Origin of the sequence: Bacillus sp. FSL W8-0519, assembly GCF_038005585.1 — a bacterium.
GTDB classification, from domain to species: domain Bacteria; phylum Bacillota; class Bacilli; order Bacillales; family Bacillaceae_G; genus Bacillus_A; species Bacillus_A paranthracis.
Genome location: NZ_JBBOTL010000001.1, coordinates 2,484,592 through 2,507,676 on the forward strand (window position 1 = coordinate 2,484,592; position 23,085 = coordinate 2,507,676).

Annotated in this window: 20 protein-coding genes and 4 pseudogenes; 18 read left to right on the plus strand and 6 right to left on the minus strand. The window is 31.1% G+C overall.

Going from position 1 to position 23,085, the window contains the following annotated elements; all coding sequences use genetic code 11:
• Both NST14_RS12985 and NST14_RS12990 read left to right on the plus strand, forming a co-directional pair.
• Entirely contained in the window at window positions 1-561 is a 561-nt protein-coding gene (locus NST14_RS12985; protein WP_002163645.1) for a hypothetical protein, read from the plus strand.
• Window positions 554-628: pseudogene (locus NST14_RS12990) on the plus strand (alpha/beta hydrolase); the annotation flags it as partial. The gene NST14_RS12985 and the pseudogene NST14_RS12990, both read left to right, overlap by 8 nt.
• A gap of 100 nt (window positions 629-728) precedes the next feature.
• Here NST14_RS12990 and NST14_RS12995 read toward each other — a convergent pair.
• From NST14_RS12995 to NST14_RS13005, 3 genes are all read right to left on the minus strand, one after another.
• Entirely contained in the window at window positions 729-1,745 is a 1,017-nt protein-coding gene (locus tag NST14_RS12995) for a D-alanyl-D-alanine carboxypeptidase family protein (protein WP_001160076.1), read from the minus strand.
• A 181-nt stretch (window positions 1,746-1,926) separates the two neighbouring features.
• Window positions 1,927-3,084 (minus strand): sensor histidine kinase, encoded by a 1,158-nt coding sequence (locus tag NST14_RS13000; RefSeq protein ID WP_001243301.1) that lies wholly within the window; start codon window positions 3,082-3,084, stop codon window positions 1,927-1,929.
• The gene (locus NST14_RS13005; RefSeq protein ID WP_001038815.1) at window positions 3,074-3,769 is read right to left on the minus strand and encodes a response regulator transcription factor; all 696 of its coding nucleotides are present in this window, start codon (window positions 3,767-3,769) and stop codon (window positions 3,074-3,076) included. Before NST14_RS13005 ends, NST14_RS13000 begins: the two co-directional genes overlap by 11 nt.
• A gap of 192 nt (window positions 3,770-3,961) precedes the next feature.
• Between NST14_RS13005 and yqeK the strand changes: the two genes are divergently transcribed.
• From yqeK to NST14_RS13060, 11 genes and pseudogenes are all read left to right on the plus strand, one after another.
• Complete coding sequence (gene yqeK / locus NST14_RS13010; protein WP_000965880.1) at window positions 3,962-4,570, plus strand: bis(5'-nucleosyl)-tetraphosphatase (symmetrical) YqeK; 609 nt, start codon at window positions 3,962-3,964, stop codon at window positions 4,568-4,570.
• A 12-nt stretch (window positions 4,571-4,582) separates the two neighbouring features.
• Window positions 4,583-5,144: pseudogene (locus NST14_RS13015) on the plus strand (DUF3885 domain-containing protein).
• Window positions 5,141-5,878: a phosphorylase family protein gene (locus NST14_RS13020; RefSeq protein ID WP_000218303.1), complete on the plus strand. Its 738-nt coding sequence runs from the start codon at window positions 5,141-5,143 to the stop codon at window positions 5,876-5,878. The pseudogene NST14_RS13015 and the gene NST14_RS13020 overlap by 4 nt, the downstream one beginning before the upstream one ends.
• Before the next feature lie 15 nt (window positions 5,879-5,893).
• Window positions 5,894-6,529 (plus strand): SDR family oxidoreductase, encoded by a 636-nt coding sequence (locus NST14_RS13025; RefSeq protein ID WP_000446311.1) that lies wholly within the window; start codon window positions 5,894-5,896, stop codon window positions 6,527-6,529.
• Window positions 6,530-6,631: 102 nt separating this feature from the next.
• Window positions 6,632-7,480, plus strand: coding sequence for a GNAT family N-acetyltransferase (locus NST14_RS13030; RefSeq protein ID WP_229142735.1), 849 nt, complete (start codon window positions 6,632-6,634; stop codon window positions 7,478-7,480).
• Between the two features lie 251 nt (window positions 7,481-7,731).
• Window positions 7,732-8,274, plus strand: a complete 543-nt coding sequence (locus NST14_RS13035) for a hypothetical protein (protein ID WP_002193840.1) — start codon at window positions 7,732-7,734, stop codon at window positions 8,272-8,274.
• 441 nt (window positions 8,275-8,715) lie between these two features.
• Complete coding sequence (locus tag NST14_RS13040) at window positions 8,716-9,090, plus strand: hypothetical protein (protein ID WP_001059030.1); 375 nt, start codon at window positions 8,716-8,718, stop codon at window positions 9,088-9,090.
• A gap of 170 nt (window positions 9,091-9,260) precedes the next feature.
• Entirely contained in the window at window positions 9,261-11,936 is a 2,676-nt protein-coding gene (locus NST14_RS13045; protein WP_163258288.1) for a M4 family metallopeptidase, read from the plus strand.
• A gap of 20 nt (window positions 11,937-11,956) precedes the next feature.
• Window positions 11,957-12,337: pseudogene (locus tag NST14_RS13050) on the plus strand (class I SAM-dependent methyltransferase); the annotation flags it as partial.
• Between the two features lie 269 nt (window positions 12,338-12,606).
• The gene (locus NST14_RS13055) at window positions 12,607-13,086 is read left to right on the plus strand and encodes an SRPBCC family protein (protein ID WP_048557843.1); all 480 of its coding nucleotides are present in this window, start codon (window positions 12,607-12,609) and stop codon (window positions 13,084-13,086) included.
• Window positions 13,087-13,258: 172 nt separating this feature from the next.
• Window positions 13,259-13,468, plus strand: a pseudogene (locus NST14_RS13060) (GyrI-like domain-containing protein); the annotation flags it as partial.
• 91 nt (window positions 13,469-13,559) lie between these two features.
• Here NST14_RS13060 and NST14_RS13065 read toward each other — a convergent pair.
• The gene (locus NST14_RS13065) at window positions 13,560-14,786 is read right to left on the minus strand and encodes an MFS transporter (protein WP_048557844.1); all 1,227 of its coding nucleotides are present in this window, start codon (window positions 14,784-14,786) and stop codon (window positions 13,560-13,562) included.
• Between the two features lie 422 nt (window positions 14,787-15,208).
• Between NST14_RS13065 and NST14_RS13070 the strand changes: the two genes are divergently transcribed.
• The 4 genes from NST14_RS13070 to NST14_RS13085 all read left to right on the plus strand — a co-directional run bounded on the left by NST14_RS13070 (window position 15,209) and on the right by NST14_RS13085 (window position 18,838).
• Complete coding sequence (locus NST14_RS13070; protein WP_048557845.1) at window positions 15,209-16,138, plus strand: serine/threonine protein kinase; 930 nt, start codon at window positions 15,209-15,211, stop codon at window positions 16,136-16,138.
• Window positions 16,135-16,887, plus strand: coding sequence for a class I SAM-dependent methyltransferase (locus NST14_RS13075; protein WP_071741692.1), 753 nt, complete (start codon window positions 16,135-16,137; stop codon window positions 16,885-16,887). The genes NST14_RS13070 and NST14_RS13075 overlap by 4 nt, the downstream gene beginning before the upstream one ends.
• Before the next feature lie 286 nt (window positions 16,888-17,173).
• The gene (locus NST14_RS13080) at window positions 17,174-17,968 is read left to right on the plus strand and encodes a VOC family protein (RefSeq protein WP_000627958.1); all 795 of its coding nucleotides are present in this window, start codon (window positions 17,174-17,176) and stop codon (window positions 17,966-17,968) included.
• Window positions 17,969-18,085: 117 nt separating this feature from the next.
• Entirely contained in the window at window positions 18,086-18,838 is a 753-nt protein-coding gene (locus NST14_RS13085) for an aminoglycoside phosphotransferase family protein (RefSeq protein ID WP_000242847.1), read from the plus strand.
• Between the two features lie 78 nt (window positions 18,839-18,916).
• Here the strand turns inward: NST14_RS13085 and NST14_RS13090 are convergent, their stop codons facing one another.
• A complete protein-coding gene (locus NST14_RS13090; RefSeq protein ID WP_048557848.1) occupies window positions 18,917-19,864 on the minus strand; it encodes a phosphotransferase enzyme family protein in 948 nt (315 codons plus the stop codon).
• A gap of 321 nt (window positions 19,865-20,185) precedes the next feature.
• Here NST14_RS13090 and NST14_RS13095 point away from each other — a divergent pair, with 321 nt between their 5' ends.
• Window positions 20,186-21,280, plus strand: coding sequence for a helix-turn-helix domain-containing protein (locus NST14_RS13095; protein WP_001002087.1), 1,095 nt, complete (start codon window positions 20,186-20,188; stop codon window positions 21,278-21,280).
• A gap of 14 nt (window positions 21,281-21,294) precedes the next feature.
• On the opposite strand, the gene NST14_RS13100 is transcribed toward NST14_RS13095, so the two are convergent.
• Entirely contained in the window at window positions 21,295-22,986 is a 1,692-nt protein-coding gene (locus NST14_RS13100) for a M3 family oligoendopeptidase (protein WP_048557849.1), read from the minus strand.
• Window positions 22,987-23,085: the final 99 nt, after the last annotated feature.

The following is a 23,085-nucleotide window of genomic DNA, read 5'->3' on the forward strand; positions in this document are numbered from 1 at the left end:
ATGAATAAAAAGACGAAAATCATTACAATTGCAGCTGTTTCAGGAGGAGGTAAAACTACTGTTACAGAAGGGTTAACTCATAAGTTAATGAATTCAAAAGCACTATATTTTGATAGCTACACCTTTGATAATTGTCCTGCAGATATTTGTAAATGGATTGATGATGGAGCAAATTATAATGAATGGGTACTCACACCATTAATTAAGGATATTCAGCATCTTATACGAGATAGTAATGTAGATTATATTATTTTAGATTATCCTTTTGCATACTTAAATAGTGAAATGCGACAATTCATTGATGTAACCATATTTATCGATACACCTTTAGATATTGCGATGGCTAGAAGAATTTTGCGAGATTTTAAAGAAGATGCAATGAGTGAAATACATAATGATTTAAAGCATTATATAACATATGCTAGAAAAGCCTATTTGGAGGCGCTTCATACTGTAAAGCCAAATTCAGATATTGTTTTGGATGGAGCTTTATCTATAGATGAAATAATTAATCAAATTGAAGAAGAACTTTATCGGAGAGAAGTGATCGTTCATGGTTAAATGTATAGAGGAATATGTACAAGTTGATGATTTTAAAATGTATTCAAAAGTATTTCAAGGAAAGAAGTTGTAGCCTGTTTCAGCGAATTTAATTGGGAGAGGACTATAGATTTAGAAAACGGCTTGCACTGTAAATGCAAGCCGTTTTTTATATATAAGAAGATTTCCTAGTTGAAATCCTCGGATTTTCTTTGACGTATATGTAAGAACATTAAAATTGTTATAATGAAGAAAATCAACAATGTTTGTATAATCAAATTTTTAAACTGAAGCAAAACTGCCCAAGATGTAACAGCATCTTTAAAAGCTTGGAGTGCAGAGTATGAAGAAGGATCAAAGCCGTACTGAAGTAACTTTTTTGTTTCAATAAAAGTGCTGTTTTCATTTTCGGCGTCTAATATTACTGAAATAAGTCTAGTATCTCCTCGTTTTGCTGTACTGACAAAACTATAATTACCATTAGTTGAAAAACTAGTTTGTAAGCCATCAACACCTTGGTGTTTAATGTTTTTATTAAGGGAATATATCATTTTATTGGTGTTGAAAACTTTCGTATCTTTGAAGGTGAACTGGTAAGAGGTTAGTTTTGTAACGTTCAGTACATCTGGAAAGTCTGTTACTAATTGTGTTGCTAGTTTAGCAACTTCAATTGCTGTTGTAGTTGAAAGTTTATTTGTATCGTTATTCATTCCAGTAGCGTTTAGAAACGGAGATGATTGTGATAACTTTAGGTGTTTTGCTTTTTCATTCATTAACTGTGTGAATTTATCTTCGTTTCCAGCGATATGTTCTGCAAGGGCAAGTGCGGAACGATTATTGCCTGTTAGTAACAATGCATGTAGTAAATCACGAACCGTCGTTTTATCTTTCGAAGTTACTTGTATAGGACTCGTTTCTGCTCGGAAAACTTCGTTACTTATTTTTACTACTTCATCTAACTGTATATTTCCTTCATTCAGTTGTTCTAGTGTGATATATTCAGTCATTAATTTAGATAAAGTAGCCGATTGTATAGGAGTTTCTTCATTTTTTGTATAAACAACTTCACCTGAATGAGCATCTATTAAAATAGCTGATTTAGCTTGAATAATTGGGCCATTTACATAAAGATAAAAATATAAAACGATAAGTGCAGTAATAACAAAAGATAATAATAAAATTGTGAATTTTTTTAAGAATTGCATAAGCGATCCTCCTATTATGACATCGATAATAATATTGTAAAAAGGAATGCTTAATTAGGAAGAAAGAAAAGGTAAAGAATTTCTAAAGAATTATAAAGGATTATTAAATTTTGGATGTTACTGGAAAATAAAAGGTCCAATTTCTTATATCGTAAGAAATTGGACCTAAAATTAAGCTGTATTAACATTTATATGGTTGTAGTTTTACAGTGAATGTTGTTTTTTTGTCATCACTATACACTTCGATTGTTCCTTTATGCAATTCTACAATACTTTTTGCAATTGCCAATCCGAGTCCAGATCCACCAGTGTTTGTAGAGCGCGATTTCTCAACGCGATAAAAACGTTCAAAAATATGAGGTAAATCGGTACTTGGAATAGGTTGGCCGTAATTGGTTATATCGATTGCGATCATATTATTACTTTCATAAGCAGTAATATCAATATAATCACCATCGTTACCGTAAGCGATAGCATTAATAATTAGATTTTCAAATACGCGTACTAATTTGTCTCCATCAGCTAATACCATTAACTTCTTTGATGGGAAAAAGGGGCGACAATCAATATTAGCCTCTTGCAGCTGTATTCGAAATTGAACTGTTAATTGTCCGAGAAGTTCTACAATATCAATAGGGACAGAATATAAACTTAATTCTTTATTTTGAACACGTGTATATTCAAACAAATCATTCATTAATGCGTTAAGACGAGTTACTTTATCGTAAATGACTTGTATATAATGACGTAATTCTACTTCATCTCTATAATTATCATGGTGGATTAAATTCACGTATCCAACTATGGAGGTAAGTGGAGTACGTAAATCATGCGATACATTTGTAATAAGTTCGCTTTTTGCTTGTTCTGCCTGTCTTTCTTCATCAATCGAGACTTTCAATTGTTCAACAATTTGATTAACCCCGCTTGCTAACTCTTCTAGATAATTATGGTTTACGATAGAAACTTTATGATTGAAGTTTCCATTTGCAATATAGCGAATCTCTTCTATCATTTTTTTTATACAAGTTTCATAGTAAAGCTTTCTTTCATGACGATAAAAAATGTATAGGTAGGATGAGAAAATAGAAAATAAAAATAAATAAGAGACAATCATCATCCATAGAGATTCTTTTATTCCTTTATATTTTTCATAACCAAAAATTCTAATGAATTCTTTACCAAGTTCGCTTAACGTAAGCGAACTCTCAATTACACTCGTAACGAGGCGATATATAATTAATTCAGTAATAGGAGTGAGTGTAATAGCTAATAAGAGCCAAAAAATAAGTTTCCATTTCGGGATATCTTTTAATATATCAAATGCTTCATTTCTCAATTTTATAGCCTACTCCCCAAACGGTATGAATAAATTTTTCTCCGTTCATTCCTGTTTCAAGCTTATCTCGTAAATTACTAATGTGGACCATTACAGTTTTATTTGAACCATAACCATCTTCATTCCAAACACGTTCAAATATTTCTTCAGAACTAAATACTCTTCCTGTATTACTCGCAAGTAAATATAAAATATCAAATTCAATAGATGTAAGCTTAATATATTCGCCATTTACTTTCACGGTATGATTATGTTTGTGTATTTCAGCAGAACGAATGCGAATCATACCATCTTCATTCTTTTGGGAAGTGGCATTTTGGAAAGATGATCGTCGTAGCAAAGCTTTCACTCTAGCTACTAATTCTAATGGATTAAATGGTTTAATCATATAATCATCAGCGCCTGTCATAAGTCCTAATATTTTATCCATATCTTCTGCTTTTGCACTCAGCATAAGAATAGGTACAGTATTATTTTCACGAACTTCTTGGCAAACTTCTAATCCATTTCGTTTTGGCATCATAATATCTAAAATCATAAGGTCAACTTCATATGTAGAAATCATTTGTAATGCTTCATCGCCATCATATGCTTTATAAATGTTATAGCCTTCATTTCGCAAATAAACAGCAAGTAATTCAACAATTTCTTTATCGTCATCAATAATTAATATATTTTTATTCATTATGTAGTTCCTTTCCTTACAAATCATTAACATTACTATAATATCAAACATTTATGTACTTGTAGCGATGATTCTGTATAAAATTTCATGTAACGTATTAAAAAAGGGATTACAACATTTATAACGAATACAAAACACAAGGATATTAAGATTATATATTATATTGAAAGTTAGTTTTAAGGAGGATTTACTATGTTATATAAGGAGATATATTCATTTTCTCCAACTGGAAAAATAGAAAATGATATTAAAGATTTTTTATTAAAATATAATCAGAAGCCTACATATAAACATTCAATTCGTGTAGCAAATGAGGCGAGGAAAATTGCAAAAATGTTTTATGAAGATGAAGAAAAAGCAGCGATTGCGGGATATTTACATGATATTAGTGCAATTTTTCCAAATGAAGTACGGATTGTAGTTGCTGAAGAATTTGGAATAGAGATATTAGAAGAAGAACGAAAATTCCCAATGATTATTCATCAAAAACTTTCGAGAGTAATCGCAAAAGAGATATTTAAAGTGCATGATGAAGAGACTTTAGATGCAATTTGTTGCCATACCACACTGCGTAAACATGCAACGAAGATGGATTTAGTGTTATTTGTTGCTGATAAAATAGAATGGGATCAAAATGGGACACCACCATACTTAGTAGAAGTAAAAAAGGGGTTAGAAAAATCTTTAGAACATGCAGCTTTTGCATATATTTCATATTTGTGGGATAGAAAAGATACGTTGAAAGTTTTACACCCTTGGCTAGAAGATGCATATTGGCAGTTAAAAGAAATTGTAGAATAGAAAGAATATAAAATACAGTTAAAAGAATATATGAATGAAATATTTACTGGGGTTACATTAGTACCATACATATAATAAACACTTATTTGAAGATATATTTTCAAAAGAAGGTAAAGTGTTTTTAATAGCAAATGTTTATTGACTTAAAAAGGGAAATATAAAAAATCCACAGAAAATAAATATATAGTCTATTTATTCAAAAAGAGATTTAAAATATCATACAAGACAAGAAACAATACTTTTTTATTTGAAGATGAAGAAACTGACTTGTATTGTACATATCAATTTTCATTAAAATATTTCGCTGGTGATATAAAGTATAAACGACTTATTAAAGCGGCGAATCATGAAGATTTACCAGATCTTTATCCTCGTTTAGGACGCAAAAAAAGAAATTTCTTATCCAGATGTATTTCTCATAAATGCAACAAAAGATATTATCATGTTTATGCATGATGATAGAGGAAGTGAAGTAATTCCGAAGAATAAAGAAACAATACGAAATTTATATGAGAAATATAAAGAGTGGATTCCAGATTATAAAAGAGAAAGCATAGATAAATTATTTAAATGACAGTGAGGGAAGTGAAGTTTGTAATGAAACGTATTGCAATCGTAGCCGCTTGGGAACCTGAACTTACGTATTTGCATCAATCTTATCCAAGTGAACGCATTGAAAAAAGAGCCGCTTGGGAATTTCATTTTCATACTATAAATGATCTGGAAATTATTTCAGTTATAACTGGTGTTGGGAAGGTAAGTTGTGCTAGTTGTGTACAATTATTAATTAGTGAGTTTCAGCCGGATGAGTTGTTTATGACAGGGATATGCGGGAGTTTATCAAATAAGGTGAAAAATGGTCATATTGTAGTGGCACTGAACGCAATACAACACGATGTCACTGCTGCTGGTTCGGGTGAAGATGTTTTTAACTTATATAATGGTAGAACAGCACCTATTGAAACAACAAAATCGCTTGTAAGAAGAATAAAAAAAATACGATCTTATGATCCGATTCATTTCGGTACATTTTTATCTGGAGATCAACGTATCCGTAGTTCAGAAATGAGATATTTACTGCATACTGTATATGGAGCATTGGCGGTTGATCAAGAGGTCGCAGCATTTGCTTATGTATGTCAAATCAATAAGAAGCCTTTTTTATGTTTAAAAGCTGCTTCAGATCAAGCAAATGATAAAACGAAAGAGGAACAAAAAATATTTAAAATGTTAGCATGTGAACGAGCTTGTGAGCATTTAATTGCTTTTTTACGTGTATATGAGATTAATGTAGTAAATCATAGATAGTAAGAGGGGTTAATATTGGAAAGTACAAATAAAATAGCTATTTTGGGTGCAAACGGAAAAGCGGGGAAATTCCTTGTAAAAGAAGCGCTAGATAAGGGGTATCAAGTAAAAATATTAACAAGAAATTCTAATAATATCAAAATAACAAATGAAAATATAGAGATCATTAATGGAGATGCACGTGATTTTGCTTCAATACGCAAATTACTTAAAGGGTGTGGAGCTGTAATTAATGCAGTAGGTCAACCCAAAAATGAATCTTATATTTTTAGCACAGTAACGAAGCATATTTTAGAAGCAATGAAGGAGTTTGAAATAAAAAGATATATTGTAATTTCCGGAGGCTCTTTAAATGTTACAGGAGATCAAAAGGGAATTGTAAATAAAATTGGAGCTACCTTATTTAAAGTTTTTTTATCAAAAATGATGCAAGATAAATATAAAGAATTACAAATTATCCAAAGTAGTAAAGTAGATTGGACAATTGTTAGATTACCATTTGTTATAGAGGGAAATGGTATTGGACGTATAAACGAGAGTTTAGTAGATATGCCAGGAATCAAAATTCAAAATAGTGATATTGCACCATTTGTTATAAAACAAATTAATAGTGACAGATATGTAGGGAAGTGCCCGTTTATTTCAAATTAAATGGTAGGATTAAAAATTAAAGAATGATGGGTAGAGTGGAGCTAGTACATTTTATGTATTTGTATGTTAAGTTTAACACGAGTAAGTGGGGGATAATTTTATATGATTCAATACAAAAGATGCAGTGAAGTAAATATAGATTTAGTGTATGAAGCTTTTAGGGATGGGTTTTCAGATTATATTATTAAGATGGAAGTTTCAAAAGAAAATTTTATAAAAAGATTTTTTGGAGCAGAAGGGAATTCGTTAGAACACTCGTTTCTTTCTTTAGACGGTGACAAGCCAGTTGGTGTAATACTTGGTGGGATAAAGGATTATGAAAATATAAAAACAATGCGCTGCGGTACATTAGCGGTTCATCCGAATTATCGTGGTGTTGGTGTGAGTCAAAAGTTATTTGAACTGCATAAAGAAGAGGCGCTTCAAAATGAGTGTAAGCAACTTTTTCTTGAAGTCATTGTAGGTAATGACCGAGCGATTCGTTTTTATAATAAATTAGGCTATGAAAAAGTGTACGATCTATCTTATTATAATTTAAAAGATATGACTAAAATAATACATAAAGAATGTAAAGGAATTGAAGTAAAACAATTAGAATTCCCTGCTTTTAAAGTTGAAATTCAGAAATGGTTACACTTCCATATAAATTGGCAAAATGATATGGACTATATTGAAAAAACAAATAATTCATTTTACGGCGCATATGTCAATAATGAGTTAAAAGGTGCTATATGTATAAATGAACAAGGTAAAATTAGTTTTATTTTTGTAGACAAAGATTATAGAAATATTGGTGTTGGGACGAATTTATTACAAGTAGCAATTGAAGAATTGAAGTTGTCCACGTTAACTATTGGCTTTCCTAATAATAGTTTGCTAGAAGGATATTTAAAAAAAATGGATTTCGAAAAGAGTTCATTAGAACAATATGAAATGTATTTTTTATTATAATAAGCGAAAGGAGATACTCTTTTCGCTTATTATTTTTTTACTTTAAATAATATAAGAATCACATTAAAAATGTGTGCAAAGATAATAAATTTTTTAAAGTAAAATAAAATCGTAAAAAATGCAACTTGCTTTATTGAAAGAAAGGACCATATTCTTGAATAAAGAAGAAAATAAATAACTTCTGAAATGTACAATCGTTGTATAGTTTTTAAAAGGAGATTCATTTCTTATATGAGAAGGGAGAGGGAATTTTGAACTTAAAATATGAGAAGCGTATGGGCTCAGAAATAAATGATAAAGCTTATTTGAGTAAAGGATGGGGTTATGTTGCAGCTGTTTCCCTGTTACCATATGCAATTTTAAAATCTCTTTGGGCATGGGGATCGACGGTAGGACTTACAACAAAGCAAGCTGTTCAAAGTGTGACAGGATTTGGTGAAACATTACAGGAAGGATCCTCCTTTTTATATACGTTATATACCATTGGAATAGACTTCACAGCTCTCTTAGCAGTACTTGCATCTTTATTTTCTGTAGCGCTCGTTACTTCATGGGGAGAGAAGCTACCAAGATGGTTATTAATCATATCAGGATGGGCAGTTGGAGTATTCACAGTTATAGTTAGTTTCTTAACAGTGTTTCAATTTTTAGGAATACTTCCTAAAGGATACACCGAAGGATTGGCTATTTGGGTATATGTGGTGACATATGGCGGATTATTCTTGTGGGGGATAACTGTATTTATGGCGACTCTGTCGTTCCAGCATCGAATGAAAACTAAAAGGAAAAAATAAACAATTTACTATTATTGTATATCTTAAATATTTTAACTATGGAGGAAGTTTTTTATAAATAGTTGAGGATGAAGTATTCTGCTTAGTCGTAGGCATGCAGTTTATTTATTTTTATACTACTGTTTACTATATTGAGATTTATGTTAAGTCGGATGATAAACTTTGCACCATAAATATGTGGAGAAGAGCGAATGTAGATTCGTTCTTTTTTATGTATAAAAAGTAAAATACCTATCAAATTTGAAAGGAGTGTATATGCATCTAGACTGCCGTTTTGTTTGATATGTTTTCCTCTCGTGGACATATTGAACTTTCTATTAATGAAAGAGCTTTGGTTTTGTTTATTCTTAAGTTGATTTTTAAATTATTACTTTTATGATGATATTATATTTTGTATAATATTCTTTTTTTATGTAGAATAGATAGGATGGAGGGGATGAAATGAATAATGGATTAAAGTTTAAGATTTTTGAATTGCATTCTTTCGTTCAAAGAACTTATTCTGATATGAAAATAGCATGTGATATTGCTATTTATCAAGAAAACACTTCTAAATATTTAATTTCATTAGGTTTTTTAAATAAATCATACATGACTTATATAGAAACAAAAAGATTTTATCGTGAAAATGAAGAGCTTGTAAGTGTAGAATTTGATAATTTCTTTGATACATATGATATATTAGAACAGGAGTTAAAAAAAGTTATTTCAACTGAAGATAAGAATCCTTCATTGTTACATAGTAGATTTGATCAGTTTCAGCAGAAAGTTGAAAATATAAATGACCTAATAAAAGTAATGCAAAATGTTCGTTAATGAATGCTTTTTCTGTTTTATATAGAAATTATGCATTAAAAATATATTAGGGGTATTACATATTGAAGAGGTGACTTTTGTTGATTACAGAAGTCATCTTTTTAAATTAGAAATAGATTGTATAAATTTTAGTAATTTCATATTTTAGGAAATCATAAGAGGAAAATAACATGAAAAATAAAAAAGAAATAGCTATAGTTGCATTAACAACAGGATTAGCTTTAACAAGCATAGTACCATACGAGATAGGTTATGCGGAGGAAACGGATCAAATGCAAGTTGATATTCAAGAGGATTCGTTCCGTACAGGTGAACTTACAAAACCATCACAAAAAACGCCAGAGAACGTAGTGAAAGATGCACTTAAGGAAAAGACGGAACATGCTTTGTCTCCAAAACAAGTTAGTGGAGACAAAGGGGTAGATTACAAGGTTCTTCAAAAACGTGGTTCATATGATGGGACTACACTTGTTCGTATGCAACAAATATATGAAGGTAAAGAAGTATACGGACACCAATTGACTGCTCATGTAGATAAAAAGGGTATTATTAAAAGTGTTTCAGGGGAAAGTGCACAAAACTTAGAAAAAGAAGATTTAAAGAATCCTATTAATTTATCAAAAGAAGAAGCAAAACAATATATTTATACGAAGTACGGAAATGATATTCAATTTATTTCTGAGGCAGAAGTTAAGGAAGTTATTTTTGTTGATGAAAATCGTGGGCAAGCTACAAATGCATATCAAGTTACATTTGCAGCTGCCACACCAAACTATGTATCTGGAACTTATTTAGTGGATGCTCATAGTGGTGATATGTTGAAAAATATGGTGCAAGAGTCAGATTTAAAAGTAAATGAAGAGCGTGTTGAAGCTATTCAGGAGAGTAAAAAAAGTAATTTTAAATCATTAACCGGGACTGGAAAAGATGATTTAGGAATAACTCGTACATTCGGTATTTCTGAACAAAGTAACGGGAAATATGCGCTTGCTGATTATACAAGAGGGCAAGGAATTGAGACGTATGATGTAAATTATAGAGATATTACTTTTGAAGAAAAATATTATCCTGGTATATTAACAACTAGCACATCAACAACATTTAATGACCCAAAAGCGGTAAGTGCTCATTTCTTAGCGACAAACGTATATGATTTTTATAAAGACAAATATAAGCGTAATAGTTTTGATAATAAAGGGAAAAAAGTAGTTTCAGTTGTACATGCATGGGATTCTGGAGAAACAAATGATCCTAAAAATTGGGGGAATGCATTTAGCGCTAATATTAACAATGTTAGTATGCTTATATATGGTGATCCAATGGTTAGATCGTTTGACATAGCGGGTCACGAATTTACACATGCGGTTACATCTAGTGAATCTAATCTTGAATTTTTTGGAGAATCTGGAGCAATTAACGAGGCGTTATCTGATATTATGGGAACGGCTATTGAGAAATATATAAATAATGGGGAATTTAATTGGACAATAGGAGAACAAAGTGGATCAGTTCTCCGTAATATGAAAAATCCATCTTCAGTCAAATTTTTTAATGGAGTACCGTATCCAGATGATTATAGCAAATACAGTGATTTAAACGGAGAGGATAATGAGGGCGTTCATTTCAACTCAAGTATTATTAATAAAGTCGCGTATTTAATTGCACAAGGTGGCACTCATAACGGTGTAACTGTAAATGGTATTGGTGAAGATAAAATGTTTGATATTTTCTATTATGCAAATACTGATGAATTGAACATGACTTCTAATTTCTCTGAATTAAGATTAGCGTGTCTTAAAGTTGCAACAAATAAATATGGGGCAAATTCCATTGAGGTTGAAACGGTCCAAAAAGCTTTTGATGCAGCAAAAATTAAAGGAACAGTGAAAGAAAACGAAAAAACTGAGGCAAACCAAGTCCCAGAGCTAACAGTACCGCCAACAATTACACTACGTGTCGGTGATAAGTTTGACCCAATGAGCAATATAAAAGCTATTGATAAAGAAGATGGTGATTTAACAAATCGAGTAGAACATAAAGGTGATGTAGACACTTCTAAACCAGGCAAATACATTGTGGATTACTCTGTCGTTGATTCTCAAGGTGGGAAAGCAACGGTAACACAGACTGTAATTGTAGAGGGAGATGGAGAAACATCAGATCTAAAACCTACATTAACAGTTCCTATTGCAACGACAATTACTGTAGGAGAATCATTCGATCCGATGGCAAAAGTAAAAGCTATTGATAAAGAAGACGGCGATCTTACTTCTAAAGTAAAAGTTGAGGGGGAAGTAGATACCTCTAAAGTCGGTACTTACATAGTAACGTATACAGTTACAAATTCTAAAGGCCATGAAGAAATTGCGAAACAAACTGTAACAGTCACAGGTAGAGAAGAAGTTAAGAATGACATACCAATACTAAAAGTACCTTCTACAACTACAATTACTAAGGGAGATGAATTCAATCCAATGGTAGGTGTATCAGCTACGGATAAAGAAGATGGTGATCTTACTTCTAAAGTAGTATATAAAGATATTGGAGATACCACTAAAGTTGGTACTTTTGAAATAATATATAGTGTCACAGATTCTGTAGGTAATAAGGTACATGCCATACAAAAAGTATTAGTGAAGGATACAGACGCTAGCAAAGCTAAAGGTAGTACTAATAACAGTAATAACGGTAATATCCAAAACAACAGTAATTCCGATAAAAAAGAGTCTACATATAAAGAGCTTCCAAACACGGGGGGCAGTACAACTAATAGTACAACAATGGGCTTATGGATGGTTTTTGCAGGTATAGTGTTCACTTTAGTTCGCAAATTTAGAAAAATATAAAAGTAGATAGTACAGCTTATTCGTTTGAAGAAGGTGTAAGAGCTGCTGAAATTTGCTATGAATTTTTAAAGCAAGAGGGGCATATTTGGTGCGGTGTTCCTGATGCATTTTTTCGAGATGAGGCGTACCAAAATATAGTTCAAATAGGCGGACCTGGCCCAAAAGATCACCCAGCAGCAAGTCATAAAATTGTCCATACCTATAAAACACTAACGAAAATGTTTGAAACTGCTGGATTTGAGGTAGTTTTACTTGAATATTGTGATGAAAATGGTCAGTTTTATTATAATGAATGGGATGCAAGCGACGGTGTTATTTTCCGTTCGAAAAGGTATGATTCTAGAAATAAAGGTGATAAACTTGGTTTTCCATCGTTAATTGTTGATGCGATTAAGCGGTAAATCATTCAACAAAAACAGGAGTAATTCTATAAATTTATGAGTCGCAAATGCGGCTCTTTTTATTTGAGCGTAAGTCTATATCTTGGGAAGAAACGTGCATAAATGATATTTATTTTTCAAGATTATTTAAATTGATTTAGAAAAGATTAAAGTTTTTCTCATCACGTTTAACTTTAAATTACTACTTCGTTTATATAAAGATTTATTTTATATTTATATTCGTGTAAAATAAATTAAGAACATACATTCTATATAGGGAGGCAATCAATATGATAGCTGAAATCGGGAAACTAACTAATGGATATATTGTAAAATTTGAACGTCATTTTTCATATTCAATAGAAGAAGTTTGGTCAGTTTTAACAGAAAATAGTAAGTTAAAAAAATGGATGTCCAATTTGCAGATTGAAAGCCTTAAAACAAATGGTGTAATAAAGTTCGACATGATGGATGGTTCATTTATAAATATTGATATTATAGAGTGTCAACAAAACTCAGTGCTTGAATTTACTTGGGATAAAGATCGGGTCCGATTTGAAATACATAAAGAGGATAATGGTACCCTTTTACTTCTCAAAGAATACATTCATGAATTAACTAATCATACACCGAAAGATATAGCAGGTTGGCATATTTGTTTAGATCTTTTTTCTGCCGTTTTAGAAGGAGAAGAAAAAGAATTTTCTAAAGATAAATGGCAACAATGGTTTGAAATATATAAAGATAAGGTTTTTGAATTAAGAGGATAATAACGTTAAAGCTTATATTAATTATGTAATTATTATATTATAAAAATAATTGTTGAGATTAAAAACGGTTGATGAGTGGTATTGTTGTTTGTTAATTTTTTTGTTTTATTGTCTGTTTTTTTGCATTTAACAGAAATATATACTTGAATGAAGTATATATTTCTGTTAAATTTATCCTAAAATAGAGCCGATCAAAGTAGCTTCTGTAACAGTAAGCGGAAGTTATGAACAAATGACAAACGTAAATGAAGCAGCGGCAAAATGGATTGAGACAGAAGGTTACGAATTAGCAGGCCCGATGTTTAATATTTATCATGTGAGTCCGGGAATGGAGTCGGATCCTAATAAGTGGGTTACAGAAGTTTGTTATCCAGTTAAATGATTATAAAGAAAAAAGGCATATTATAATGCCTTTTTTCTTTATAAACTTATCCGTAATTGCAATTAACCAATCATAGTTATCTTTCCTTCTATTATAGTTTTCGTATCGGACTATATAAAGCAATAAAGACTTCAATTAATTTAGTAAAAGCAGCTAAAGCAAATATAAACACTGGATTATAAGCTGAAATAATGCCTCCCGCTAATGCTCCGAGTGGCATAGCTAATCGTGTAAGTACACGTGAAAATCCTAAAACTCTCCCTTGCATATTTGATGGAACTGTTTCCTGGCGAACGGTGGCTACAATTGTATTCCATGCAATATTGCAAGTCATTGCAATACCGAAAGCAATTCCGGGAGCAAGCCAATATGTACTCCAAAGCGCAAAAGTTAAGCCAATTGCTCCAACAAATAGGAGTAATGGAATTAGAAGACCACGTTGCAATCTCTTTTCTAAAGGAACTGCAATCAAGCTTCCTAAGAGCCCGCCTATTCCAATTAGTGAATAATTAAAGCCACTTTGTTCCGGCGTAAGTTGCAATGTGGATAGTAAATAATACATGAACACACCTAAAACCGCACTTGCTCCAAAGTTTCCAATCATAGCTTGAAAAGATAAAGCTAAATTTAAACGGTCATTTTTGAGCCATTTACATCCATTAACCAAATCAGCTAGTACATTTTGAAGTGTATTTTTATCTTGGCATTTCTTGTTTACGGTTTTCATAGACGGTAATAATATCACAGCAATTAATGTTGCAATAAATGAAAGAACATTAATCCAAAGCATCTGAAAGCCGCCAATAAAAGAAATGAAAACCCCAGCTATCATTGGACCAAATAAACTAGCCAATTGATTAACCATTTGATAGAAAGAATTGGCCTTCGTTAAGGATGCTCCAGCAATTTGCGGAATGACTGTAACAGTTGTTACATCAAAAAGCATGGACATAACTGCTAACATAAAAGTAATTATGTATAAATGCCAGATTTCTAATAGATGTAATGAATGTAGTATTGGAACAAGACTTACTAAAATAATATTAGTAATATCCGCTACCAAAAGTAACTTTTTTCGATCATAACGATCAATTATTACACCAACTAAAGGGCCAAATAAAACGATTGGCAATACGTTAATAGCAAATAAAGAACTCATAATTACAGCTGAACCGGTTAATTGATAGGCAATCCAAGGTAACGCAAAAGTATATAGTGAATCCCCAATTCGTGAAATGAGTAAACCCAAAATAAAAATCTTGTATTCTTTAGTAAAAGTTGTCTTTACGGTAAGGCTACGTTCTTGCGTAAGTTTCACACTGTTTATACCACCTTTATTATAGAGAAATTTGAAAATAATTCGTCCAATACTTGTCATATATAGAATTCTTTAATTTTTTGGTTAATCCTACTTTTTACATGTATTTTAAGGAGGAAATAAAAATGAAGAATGTAAAAGCAGTCTGTACTGTTTTAAATAGTATGTGTGGTTGGGGAGAGATGTAGATTACACACATAAATAAACCATAAAAATGTTATGTAAACTATTTGTGCATATGGAATATATTTTCCTTATAATTTGTATTTTATAATATATAATAGAAAGTAATTAAGGGCGGTTATTTGAAAGGAGTGATGTTTTATGAACAAACAGAAGAAAATCAAGCATGAGGTAAAAATAAATTGAGTATGCGTATCATACCTCTATCAACTACGTTCGCTCAAAGCTAGGAGCAGCACATGATAAATATTAAAATTGGAAAAAATCAATACCCATTAACATTGGCTGAGGAGCATAATTTTGATTGGTTAAAGGATGTAGAAGTGTTTACTGTGTTTGATCAGCAAGATTCAGGAAATATTAGCTTTGGTATTATTGAAAATGGAAAACGTTATTTTTTGAAGTATGCAGGTGCACGCAATTTAGAATACAAAGGCAAGATAGAGGACGCGATCCAACGATTAATGAAGGCAAAAGAAGTGTATGAACAAATTCAACATCCTTTACTAGTTCCATATATTAATCCTATTCAAATGCAAAACGGATTTTGTTTAAGGTTTCATTGGATTGATGGGGAATGCATGCACAATCATTGGGACTTTACACCGTTTGAAAAGCACCATGCACCAAATTCGCCTTTTGTTAAGCTAAGACAATTATCAGTGACGGAGAGACTTAACATATTGACACAAATTTTTGAGTTTGCAGCCTATGTGGAGTCATTAGGATATGTCATGGTTGATTTTTATGACGGTAGTATTTTATATAATTTTGAGCAATCAAAACTTACGATCTGTGATATTGATTTCTTTCAAAAAAAACCTGTATTCAATAAAGTTGGGGAGGATTTTTGGGGAGCAGGTCGTTTCAAAGCACCTGAAGAATATGAACTGCATGCACAAATTACAAGCGAAACGAATGTGTATGTGTTAGCCGGAATTGCTTTTGCTTTTATTGGCGGGAAAAATGATAAAAGCTATGAGAAATGGGAGAGCACACTAGAATTATATAATATGTGTAAAAAAGCTCTACATAAAGAAAAAAATAAAAGATATCGCACTGTTCAAGCGTTTTATGAAGATTGGCTGGCATATATAGGGGAAATTGGTGGATCTTTTTCACAAAGAATCAATAGCATAAGCGTTAATAGAGGGGAAAATACAAAATGAACGAATTAGAGTACAAAAACTTTTATGATAAAGTAGGAAGAGTAAATGGATGGGATTTTAGTAAAATAAAATGTGAAACTGTAGGAGATTCATGGGACTTTTACGGGGAAGTGAAAGAAAGATGTAAACTTTCAGACACCCTACTTGATGTTGGTACAGGTGGAGGAGAAAATGTACTTAATATAGCATCTTCAGCTAAACTGTTAATTGGAATTGATAATTCTAACGGCATGATTGAAACGGCACATTCCAATTTTAAAAAATCAGGTGTACAAAATGTTGAGTTTTTTCAAATGAATTCTGAAGCGTTAACGTTTCCGCCTGCCCATTTTGATATCGCTTCTAGTTGTCACGCACCGTTTATAGCATCTGAGTTAGCAAAAGTAATGAAACAAGGTGCTTTTTTCTTAACACAACAAGTAAGCGAACATGATAAATTAAATCTTAAGGAAGCATTTGGGCGAGGACAATGCTTAGGTGAAAGAGATGGCATATTAAAAGAAAAGTATATGAGTGAACTTATTAGTGCAGGATTTGAACTCGTGCAAGTACGTGAATATGATGTGACTGATTATTACAGAACGCCTGAAGATCTTATTTTCTTATTAAAACATACGCCTATTATTCCTAATTTTGGAGAAGAGGCAGAAGATTTTACTATTTTACAAAGTTTCATTGATGTTAATAGTTCTGAAAAAGGGATTCGTACGAATTCAAAAAGATTTATGATTATTGCTGTAAAATCTTAATGTATTTTATTGTAAAAGCAGCTTTTCGTTTAAGGAAAGGCAGCTTTTTTATATAGGAACAATGCAGGGGAAACTTGAAAAAATAAAAATAAGTAAAGTGTTAATCAAAAAAATGAAATATGGAGGATAATGGTGTTGAAATGTTACTGTACTAGCAATGAAAGAAGCTAACATATTCATACTAAAGTTGTAGTTTTTATATGAAAAATCCATCCTTCCGTTTGATTTTATCTATTTATAATTGTAATACAATACGAATAGATAGTATGAAATAGGGGGACGTAAAATGATTACACATATTTCTGATATAAAACTACAAACTGTTTCCATAGAAGGGGTAAAACAAGTTTATAGGGACGTATTATCTTTTCCAATAAAAAAAGAAACAGCATCCTACATTCAATTTGAAGTAACACCATATACAACAATTAGTTTTCAAGAAGTGTATGAGCCAATTGCACCTGCGCACTTCGCCTTTGAAATTTCATATTCAAAATTTCATGAAACAGCAAAATGGCTTGAAAAGTCTGGGTTACTCATTGTGAAATGGAAAGATGGAAATATAATTGGTGAGGAGAATAATCTATTCAATTTATACTTTAAAGACGGAGATGGAAATCTTCTCGAAATTATTGCACATAGTTATGTTAAAGAAGATGTATTAATACCGCATTCACCATTAAACGTTTTATATGTAAGGGAAATCGGTCTTCCCGTTAAAAGTGTACCTGTATTTACGAAATGGTTAAAATCAAATCTAGATATGAAAACGATGGAAGATGGGGATATTTTTAACTTTGTTATAGGTGGCACTGCATACATTGTCGCAACTTGGTGGCAGCGACCATGGATTCCGATTGCGATGAAAGCTTTACCACCGAAAGTACATGTTTCTTTTGGAACACCAGATCAAGCATTTTTACAACGCATACAAAATAACTTGAAGAAAAATAGTGTTCCATATGAATGTAAACATAATGAAGTATCATTTATTCAGCAAGGATATTCATTTACGATCTTGCATACACCAAATCTCCATGCTGATATTCCAAGTAAATTAAACTTACCGCTTTCTATTTAAGGATGGAAAGTGGTAAGTTTTTTTGTATAGTCGTGAAGAAGGTTTTAGCTAGGGTTATAGTGAATGTAAAGAGAAGTATAAGATGTTATTCTAATTTATGTTAAGGGGAGAAATGAAGTGGTTTTAGGTAATCCAATTGCAAAAGGGAATACAGCGGAAATTTATCTATATGATAATAAGATTGTGAAATTATTTAAAGAATATCTTCCAGATACAGAGTCTATGAATGAAGCAAAAAAACAAAAATATGCTTATTCATGCGGGCTGCCAGTTCCAAACGTATTTGAAGTGGCAAAGATACAAAATAGACAAGCAATTATTATGGAATATGTAAAAGGGGAGAACATTGGTGATCTCCTGCTTAATAATTTGAATGAGGCAGAGCGTTATATCGGCCTTTGTGTAAATGAGCAAAAAAAGATCCATGCTATACGTGTGAATACAGATGGAATGGAGTTCATCAGGCAAAGGTTAGAACGTCAAATTAAATCTGGACATAAATTAGATGAAAAGCAAAAGGAAAATATATTGAATATGTTACATTCAATTAAATTTGAACCTAGATTATGTCATGGAGATTTTCATCCATTTAATTTGATTTTGAGTAAGGAAGAGAAAGTGAAAGTTATAGACTGGGTAGATGCTAGTTCTGGTGATATTCGGGCAGATGTATTTCGAACATATTTATTGTATGCTCAGACTTCTTTAGAATTAGCTGAAATGTATTTACACTTATATTGCAAAAATACTAGTTTGTTAAGAGATGAGATTTTTCAATGGGCTCCTATTGTTATTGCAGCTAGATTTTCTGAAAAAGTATCACCGCAAAATGAAGTGTATTTGAAAAGATTATTGAATCAGTATTTATAAGTCATAAAAAAGGTTGTCAGCTAATTAATAAACGCTGTTGTTTAACTAAAGTTTCCTTGTAGTTAAACAACAGCATTTTTAAACATTGATATAGGTATACTTATTTTCAATTTTCATCCTATAAAGGTTCATTATCCGTACTTGTTCCTCAGTTAATTCTTCTTTATCCCAATACATATGCATTAAGCTATATTCAAAAATCTCCTTTAATTTAATAAATAATGGAAACTTGTCTATCATTTCTTTAGGTAGTTCATTTTCTTCTTGGTACCCTTCAAATAGTGCTTTTGTAATGGAATGCTCATACTCAACGATATTTGCATTTCCAGCAAATGAATATTCTAAAGCACTATAAATAGGAACTGCTAAATCGAATATATAAAAATGTTTTTCACAGTCTTGAAAATCAATCATTGTTAAGTTTGAATTATTTTCAACTAAAATATTTTCTAACCATAAATCTCCGTGAATTAAGCCGTAATTTGAAGTGGATTTTTGTAGCTCTTTTATAGAATTTAAAACTTCAGATGCAATTTCCCTAATAGTAGTTTCTTCTTTAGGAATATACTTAAGGAAATTATATTCCTCATTCTCATACCAGTCGTTAATATATTTAACCGGTTTAGCTTTTTCAAAGGTTTTAGATATACGATGCAATTTTCCGATTTGTTGACCAAGCTTTTTAAATATAGTAGAATTCCATTTGCATCTTGGTAAATGTATACCAGGAGCAGCTTTATATAATACTGTAAAAAGCTCCTTGTCTAATGTTAATTTTTCTACAAGATTCCCTTGTAAAGAAGGGAGTATTGGTGGAACATCTAAACCGTTTTCGTATAGAAAATTCGTATATGTAACTTCTTCTAATTGTTCTTCATATGTTTTGTAGTTTGTAATTCTAATGAAGTATGTTCCTTGATCTGTGAGACATTCATACATCTCATTTGTTATTGGTGTAATGTTAATAAAATTCAACGGATATAGTTCATTTATGAATTGAAGTATTTCTTTTTCTAGTTTGTTCATTGTAACGTCCTTTCTAAATTTTTATTTTTTAATTAGAGAATTAAAAGAATCTTATTTTACAAAATTCTAGTTTCATTTTTGAAATCCTTTAAAATGAAATATGATGTAAATTGACCTTTAATAATTAGTTAGGTCTTGCAAGCATACGAATTAACATTAAATTGAAAAATGAATAGAAGGTATGTCAAAATAAGATAGGTAAAAAATATAAAACTAATACTCATATATAGATTTTATAGAATGGCTCATGTTTTAAAACACAAGAAATATCAAAAGAATGAAACGCACTTCTCTTATACTTTTATATAAGGAGTGAAGGAAATGAATGAACATATACAGCAGATGATTGATTGGTTTGAGCGCAATTTGAAAAAGGGATTTTCATTAGATGAATTGTCCCGTTATATGGGGTATTCTCCTTATTATTGTTCTTTTAAATTTCACCAAGTAACGGGTTTCAGTATTAGACGCTATATTCTTCTTAGAAGGTTATACTTATCTATAGAAGATTTAAAGAATGGTAGGAAGATAATAGATATCGCATTGGATTATAATTATTCTTCGCAAGAGGCCTATAGTAGAGCTTTCAAGAATGTTTTTGGAATGAATCCAAGAGAATTTCAACTTAACCAATTGCCTATTCAATCATTTGTTAAACTCAATATAAATAAGGAAGGAGAGTTTAATATGAATATTTCTAGAAAAATAGAGGTTGAGCAATTACGAAATGCGAAGAGCGAGCTGTTTGATAAAGATGTATTAAACATATTGAATGGTCAAATGATGTATGAAGAATTTAAAAATGAAAAGCTAATGGGTGATTCTGATTACGCACCATTTAATGAAGCGATGTGTGTAAACCAAGTTACTACACTAGTTTTTGATAAAGAATTTATTAAGACAAGGGCAGCAGGACATAACAGTTCAGTAGAAAGTTACACAAAAAAGGTTATAGATCCATTAAAGAAACTTTTTACGAAAGAGTATAAATGTATTGTTTTATGGTTTGGTGAAGATATGTTTTGTCAAATGAACTTACTTACAATACTTTCATACCTTGAACAGTCTCGTTATGAGGGGAAGGTATACTTAAATAGCTTCAGAGAAGATGAATTTAAAGTAAATCAAATTGAACTTGAATTAGGAAATTATTCTTCGGTATACAATGAAGTATTAGTAAATCATAAAAAGACTTTCTATAAGGTACCACCTGTAATGTATCAGGCTATAGATCTATATTTAAAAATGCTAAAAGAAGATAATGCTGTAATGAAATTTATCTCTAAAAATAAAGATTTATCAACTCAACAATTATTAACAAAGTTGTTTCAACTATTTCCAACAATCGGATATGGTGATTCTCAGTATATAGAGCTGATTAATAAAATAAAGAAGAAAGCTACACCAAAAATATAGGTGCAGCTTTCTTCTTATAATTGCTCAAGTAATTCTAATTCTTTTTCTACAAATGCCATTAGTTCCTTAATTGTTTCGCTAGAAAAATCAAAACGAATTCCAGCTGCTTCATACACTTCTTTTATAGATTGCGAGCTTCCTAGTGATAATGCCTTTTTATAATTTTCTAGTGCTTGCTTGGGATCCTCTTTATATTGTTTATACATTTGTAATGCACCAAGTTGGGCGATCGCATATTCAATATAATAAAATGGTACTTCAAAGATATGGAGTACAGGTAACCAACTCGTTGCTATCCAGTTTTCGTAGCCATCAATATGTATGACGCTAGACTGATAATGTTTTTGAAGTTGTAAGTATTTTTCATTTCTTTCTTCAGAAGTATGACTTGGATTTTCATACAGCCAGTGTTGAAATTGATCGACAATAAGCATAATAGGTAAATATGAAATAACATCTTTAAAGAAGTTAATTTTTGCTTGTTTTAAATCTTTTTTGTCTGTATAGAAGGTATCCCAATAATTAAGCGAGAATAACTCCATTGTCATACTAGCTAGTTCAGCTGTTTCAGCTGGAATTTCTATATACTGTCGTAATTTTAATGGTTTTATAAGTTCGTTATGAATACTATGACCCATTTCATGTATAAAAGTGATAATATCATCTTGTGTATAATTTAAGTTCATAAAAATAAATGATAATTGTGAAGCTGGTAAGTACTCACAAAAGCCTCCAGATGCTTTTCCTTTGCGGCTTGTTAAATCAAGACAATCGTGTTTATACATTCGGTTTAATAGTGTTGAAAATTCAAGATCTAGTTTATTAAAGATATGAGTGCTCTTTTCAATTAAATCATTTTCATTTGCAATTGGTTTAAGTACTTTTTGATCTGGAGTTACAGCTGATACATCCCACGGGCGAAGCGTATCCACTTGCAGTTTCTCTTTTTTCTCTAGTAATATTTTATCTTTAAGAGGTACAACATACTTACGTATGGATTCAGCTAGTTCATAGCAATCTTTCGCTGAATAATCAAAACGCTCGTATTTTTTGAACATATAATCGCGATAATTCTCTAGTTGAATATTTTTGGCTTTTTGATGGCGAATTTCAATTAATTGATTTAATATGTTTTGGAGTTCTTTTTCAACAGATAAAAATTGTTCAGAAATAATGGTTTTGGCCTTTTTACGGATGTCACGATTCGAATCTTGTAAATAGGATTGTAATTCTGTTATCGTTTTTTCTTCTCCGTCCCAAATTCCAATTAATCCTCCAGTGATTTCAAAGTACTCTGTGACTAATTTGTCTTCCTTTACTTCTAATTCAATATTTTCCTCACAAAATAACTTTTGAGCATTTTTTATTTTTGCATCCAACAAACCATATACGTTAGAATCTAATTCCATTCGAAAAGGTGACTTTAAATATTTATTATCCAATAAATTTTGGTACCGCTTTAAAAGTGGCTTTACAAATTGTTGATCATGTTCAAACGTATCTTTTATTTCTTCATCATCCGTATTACATTGAAAGGCAATATAATGTGATCTTAATTGTTCTTCGATTTCCCAAATCACTTTTGACTGCTCTTTTAACCAGTTTTCTAGTTCTAGTTTTGAAGAAATCATTTTATTTAATAAAGACGAAAGAGTTTTTTCTAATTGTAGTACATTACTAATATCAATTGTATTTACACGTTGCATTACATATCCCTCACTTTTTATTTATTCATAGAGATATTCTATTTATTAATTGTAATTTCCTTGTTAAGAGGAGGAAATGTGAAATAATGTTAAAATTAA

Bases quoted from the DNA above. Each gene is read 5' to 3' on its own strand.
- NST14_RS12985 (WP_002163645.1), top strand. From the start codon at position 1: ATGAATAAAAAGACGAAAATCATTACAATTGCAGCTGTTTCAGGAGGA.
- NST14_RS12995 (WP_001160076.1), bottom strand. From the start codon at position 1,745: ATGCAATTCTTAAAAAAATTCACAATTTTATTATTATCTTTTGTTATT.
- NST14_RS13005 (WP_001038815.1), bottom strand. From the start codon at position 3,769: ATGAATAAAAATATATTAATTATTGATGACGATAAAGAAATTGTTGAA.
- yqeK (WP_000965880.1), top strand. From the start codon at position 3,962: ATGTTATATAAGGAGATATATTCATTTTCTCCAACTGGAAAAATAGAA.
- NST14_RS13020 (WP_000218303.1), top strand. From the start codon at position 5,141: ATGACAGTGAGGGAAGTGAAGTTTGTAATGAAACGTATTGCAATCGTA.
- NST14_RS13030 (WP_229142735.1), top strand. From the start codon at position 6,632: ATGATTCAATACAAAAGATGCAGTGAAGTAAATATAGATTTAGTGTAT.
- NST14_RS13040 (WP_001059030.1), top strand. From the start codon at position 8,716: ATGAATAATGGATTAAAGTTTAAGATTTTTGAATTGCATTCTTTCGTT.
- NST14_RS13045 (WP_163258288.1), top strand. From the start codon at position 9,261: ATGAAAAATAAAAAAGAAATAGCTATAGTTGCATTAACAACAGGATTA.
- NST14_RS13055 (WP_048557843.1), top strand. From the start codon at position 12,607: ATGATAGCTGAAATCGGGAAACTAACTAATGGATATATTGTAAAATTT.
- NST14_RS13070 (WP_048557845.1), top strand. From the start codon at position 15,209: ATGATAAATATTAAAATTGGAAAAAATCAATACCCATTAACATTGGCT.
- NST14_RS13075 (WP_071741692.1), top strand. From the start codon at position 16,135: ATGAACGAATTAGAGTACAAAAACTTTTATGATAAAGTAGGAAGAGTA.
- NST14_RS13080 (WP_000627958.1), top strand. From the start codon at position 17,174: ATGATTACACATATTTCTGATATAAAACTACAAACTGTTTCCATAGAA.
- NST14_RS13090 (WP_048557848.1), bottom strand. From the start codon at position 19,864: ATGAACAAACTAGAAAAAGAAATACTTCAATTCATAAATGAACTATAT.
- NST14_RS13095 (WP_001002087.1), top strand. From the start codon at position 20,186: ATGAATGAACATATACAGCAGATGATTGATTGGTTTGAGCGCAATTTG.
- NST14_RS13100 (WP_048557849.1), bottom strand. From the start codon at position 22,986: ATGCAACGTGTAAATACAATTGATATTAGTAATGTACTACAATTAGAA.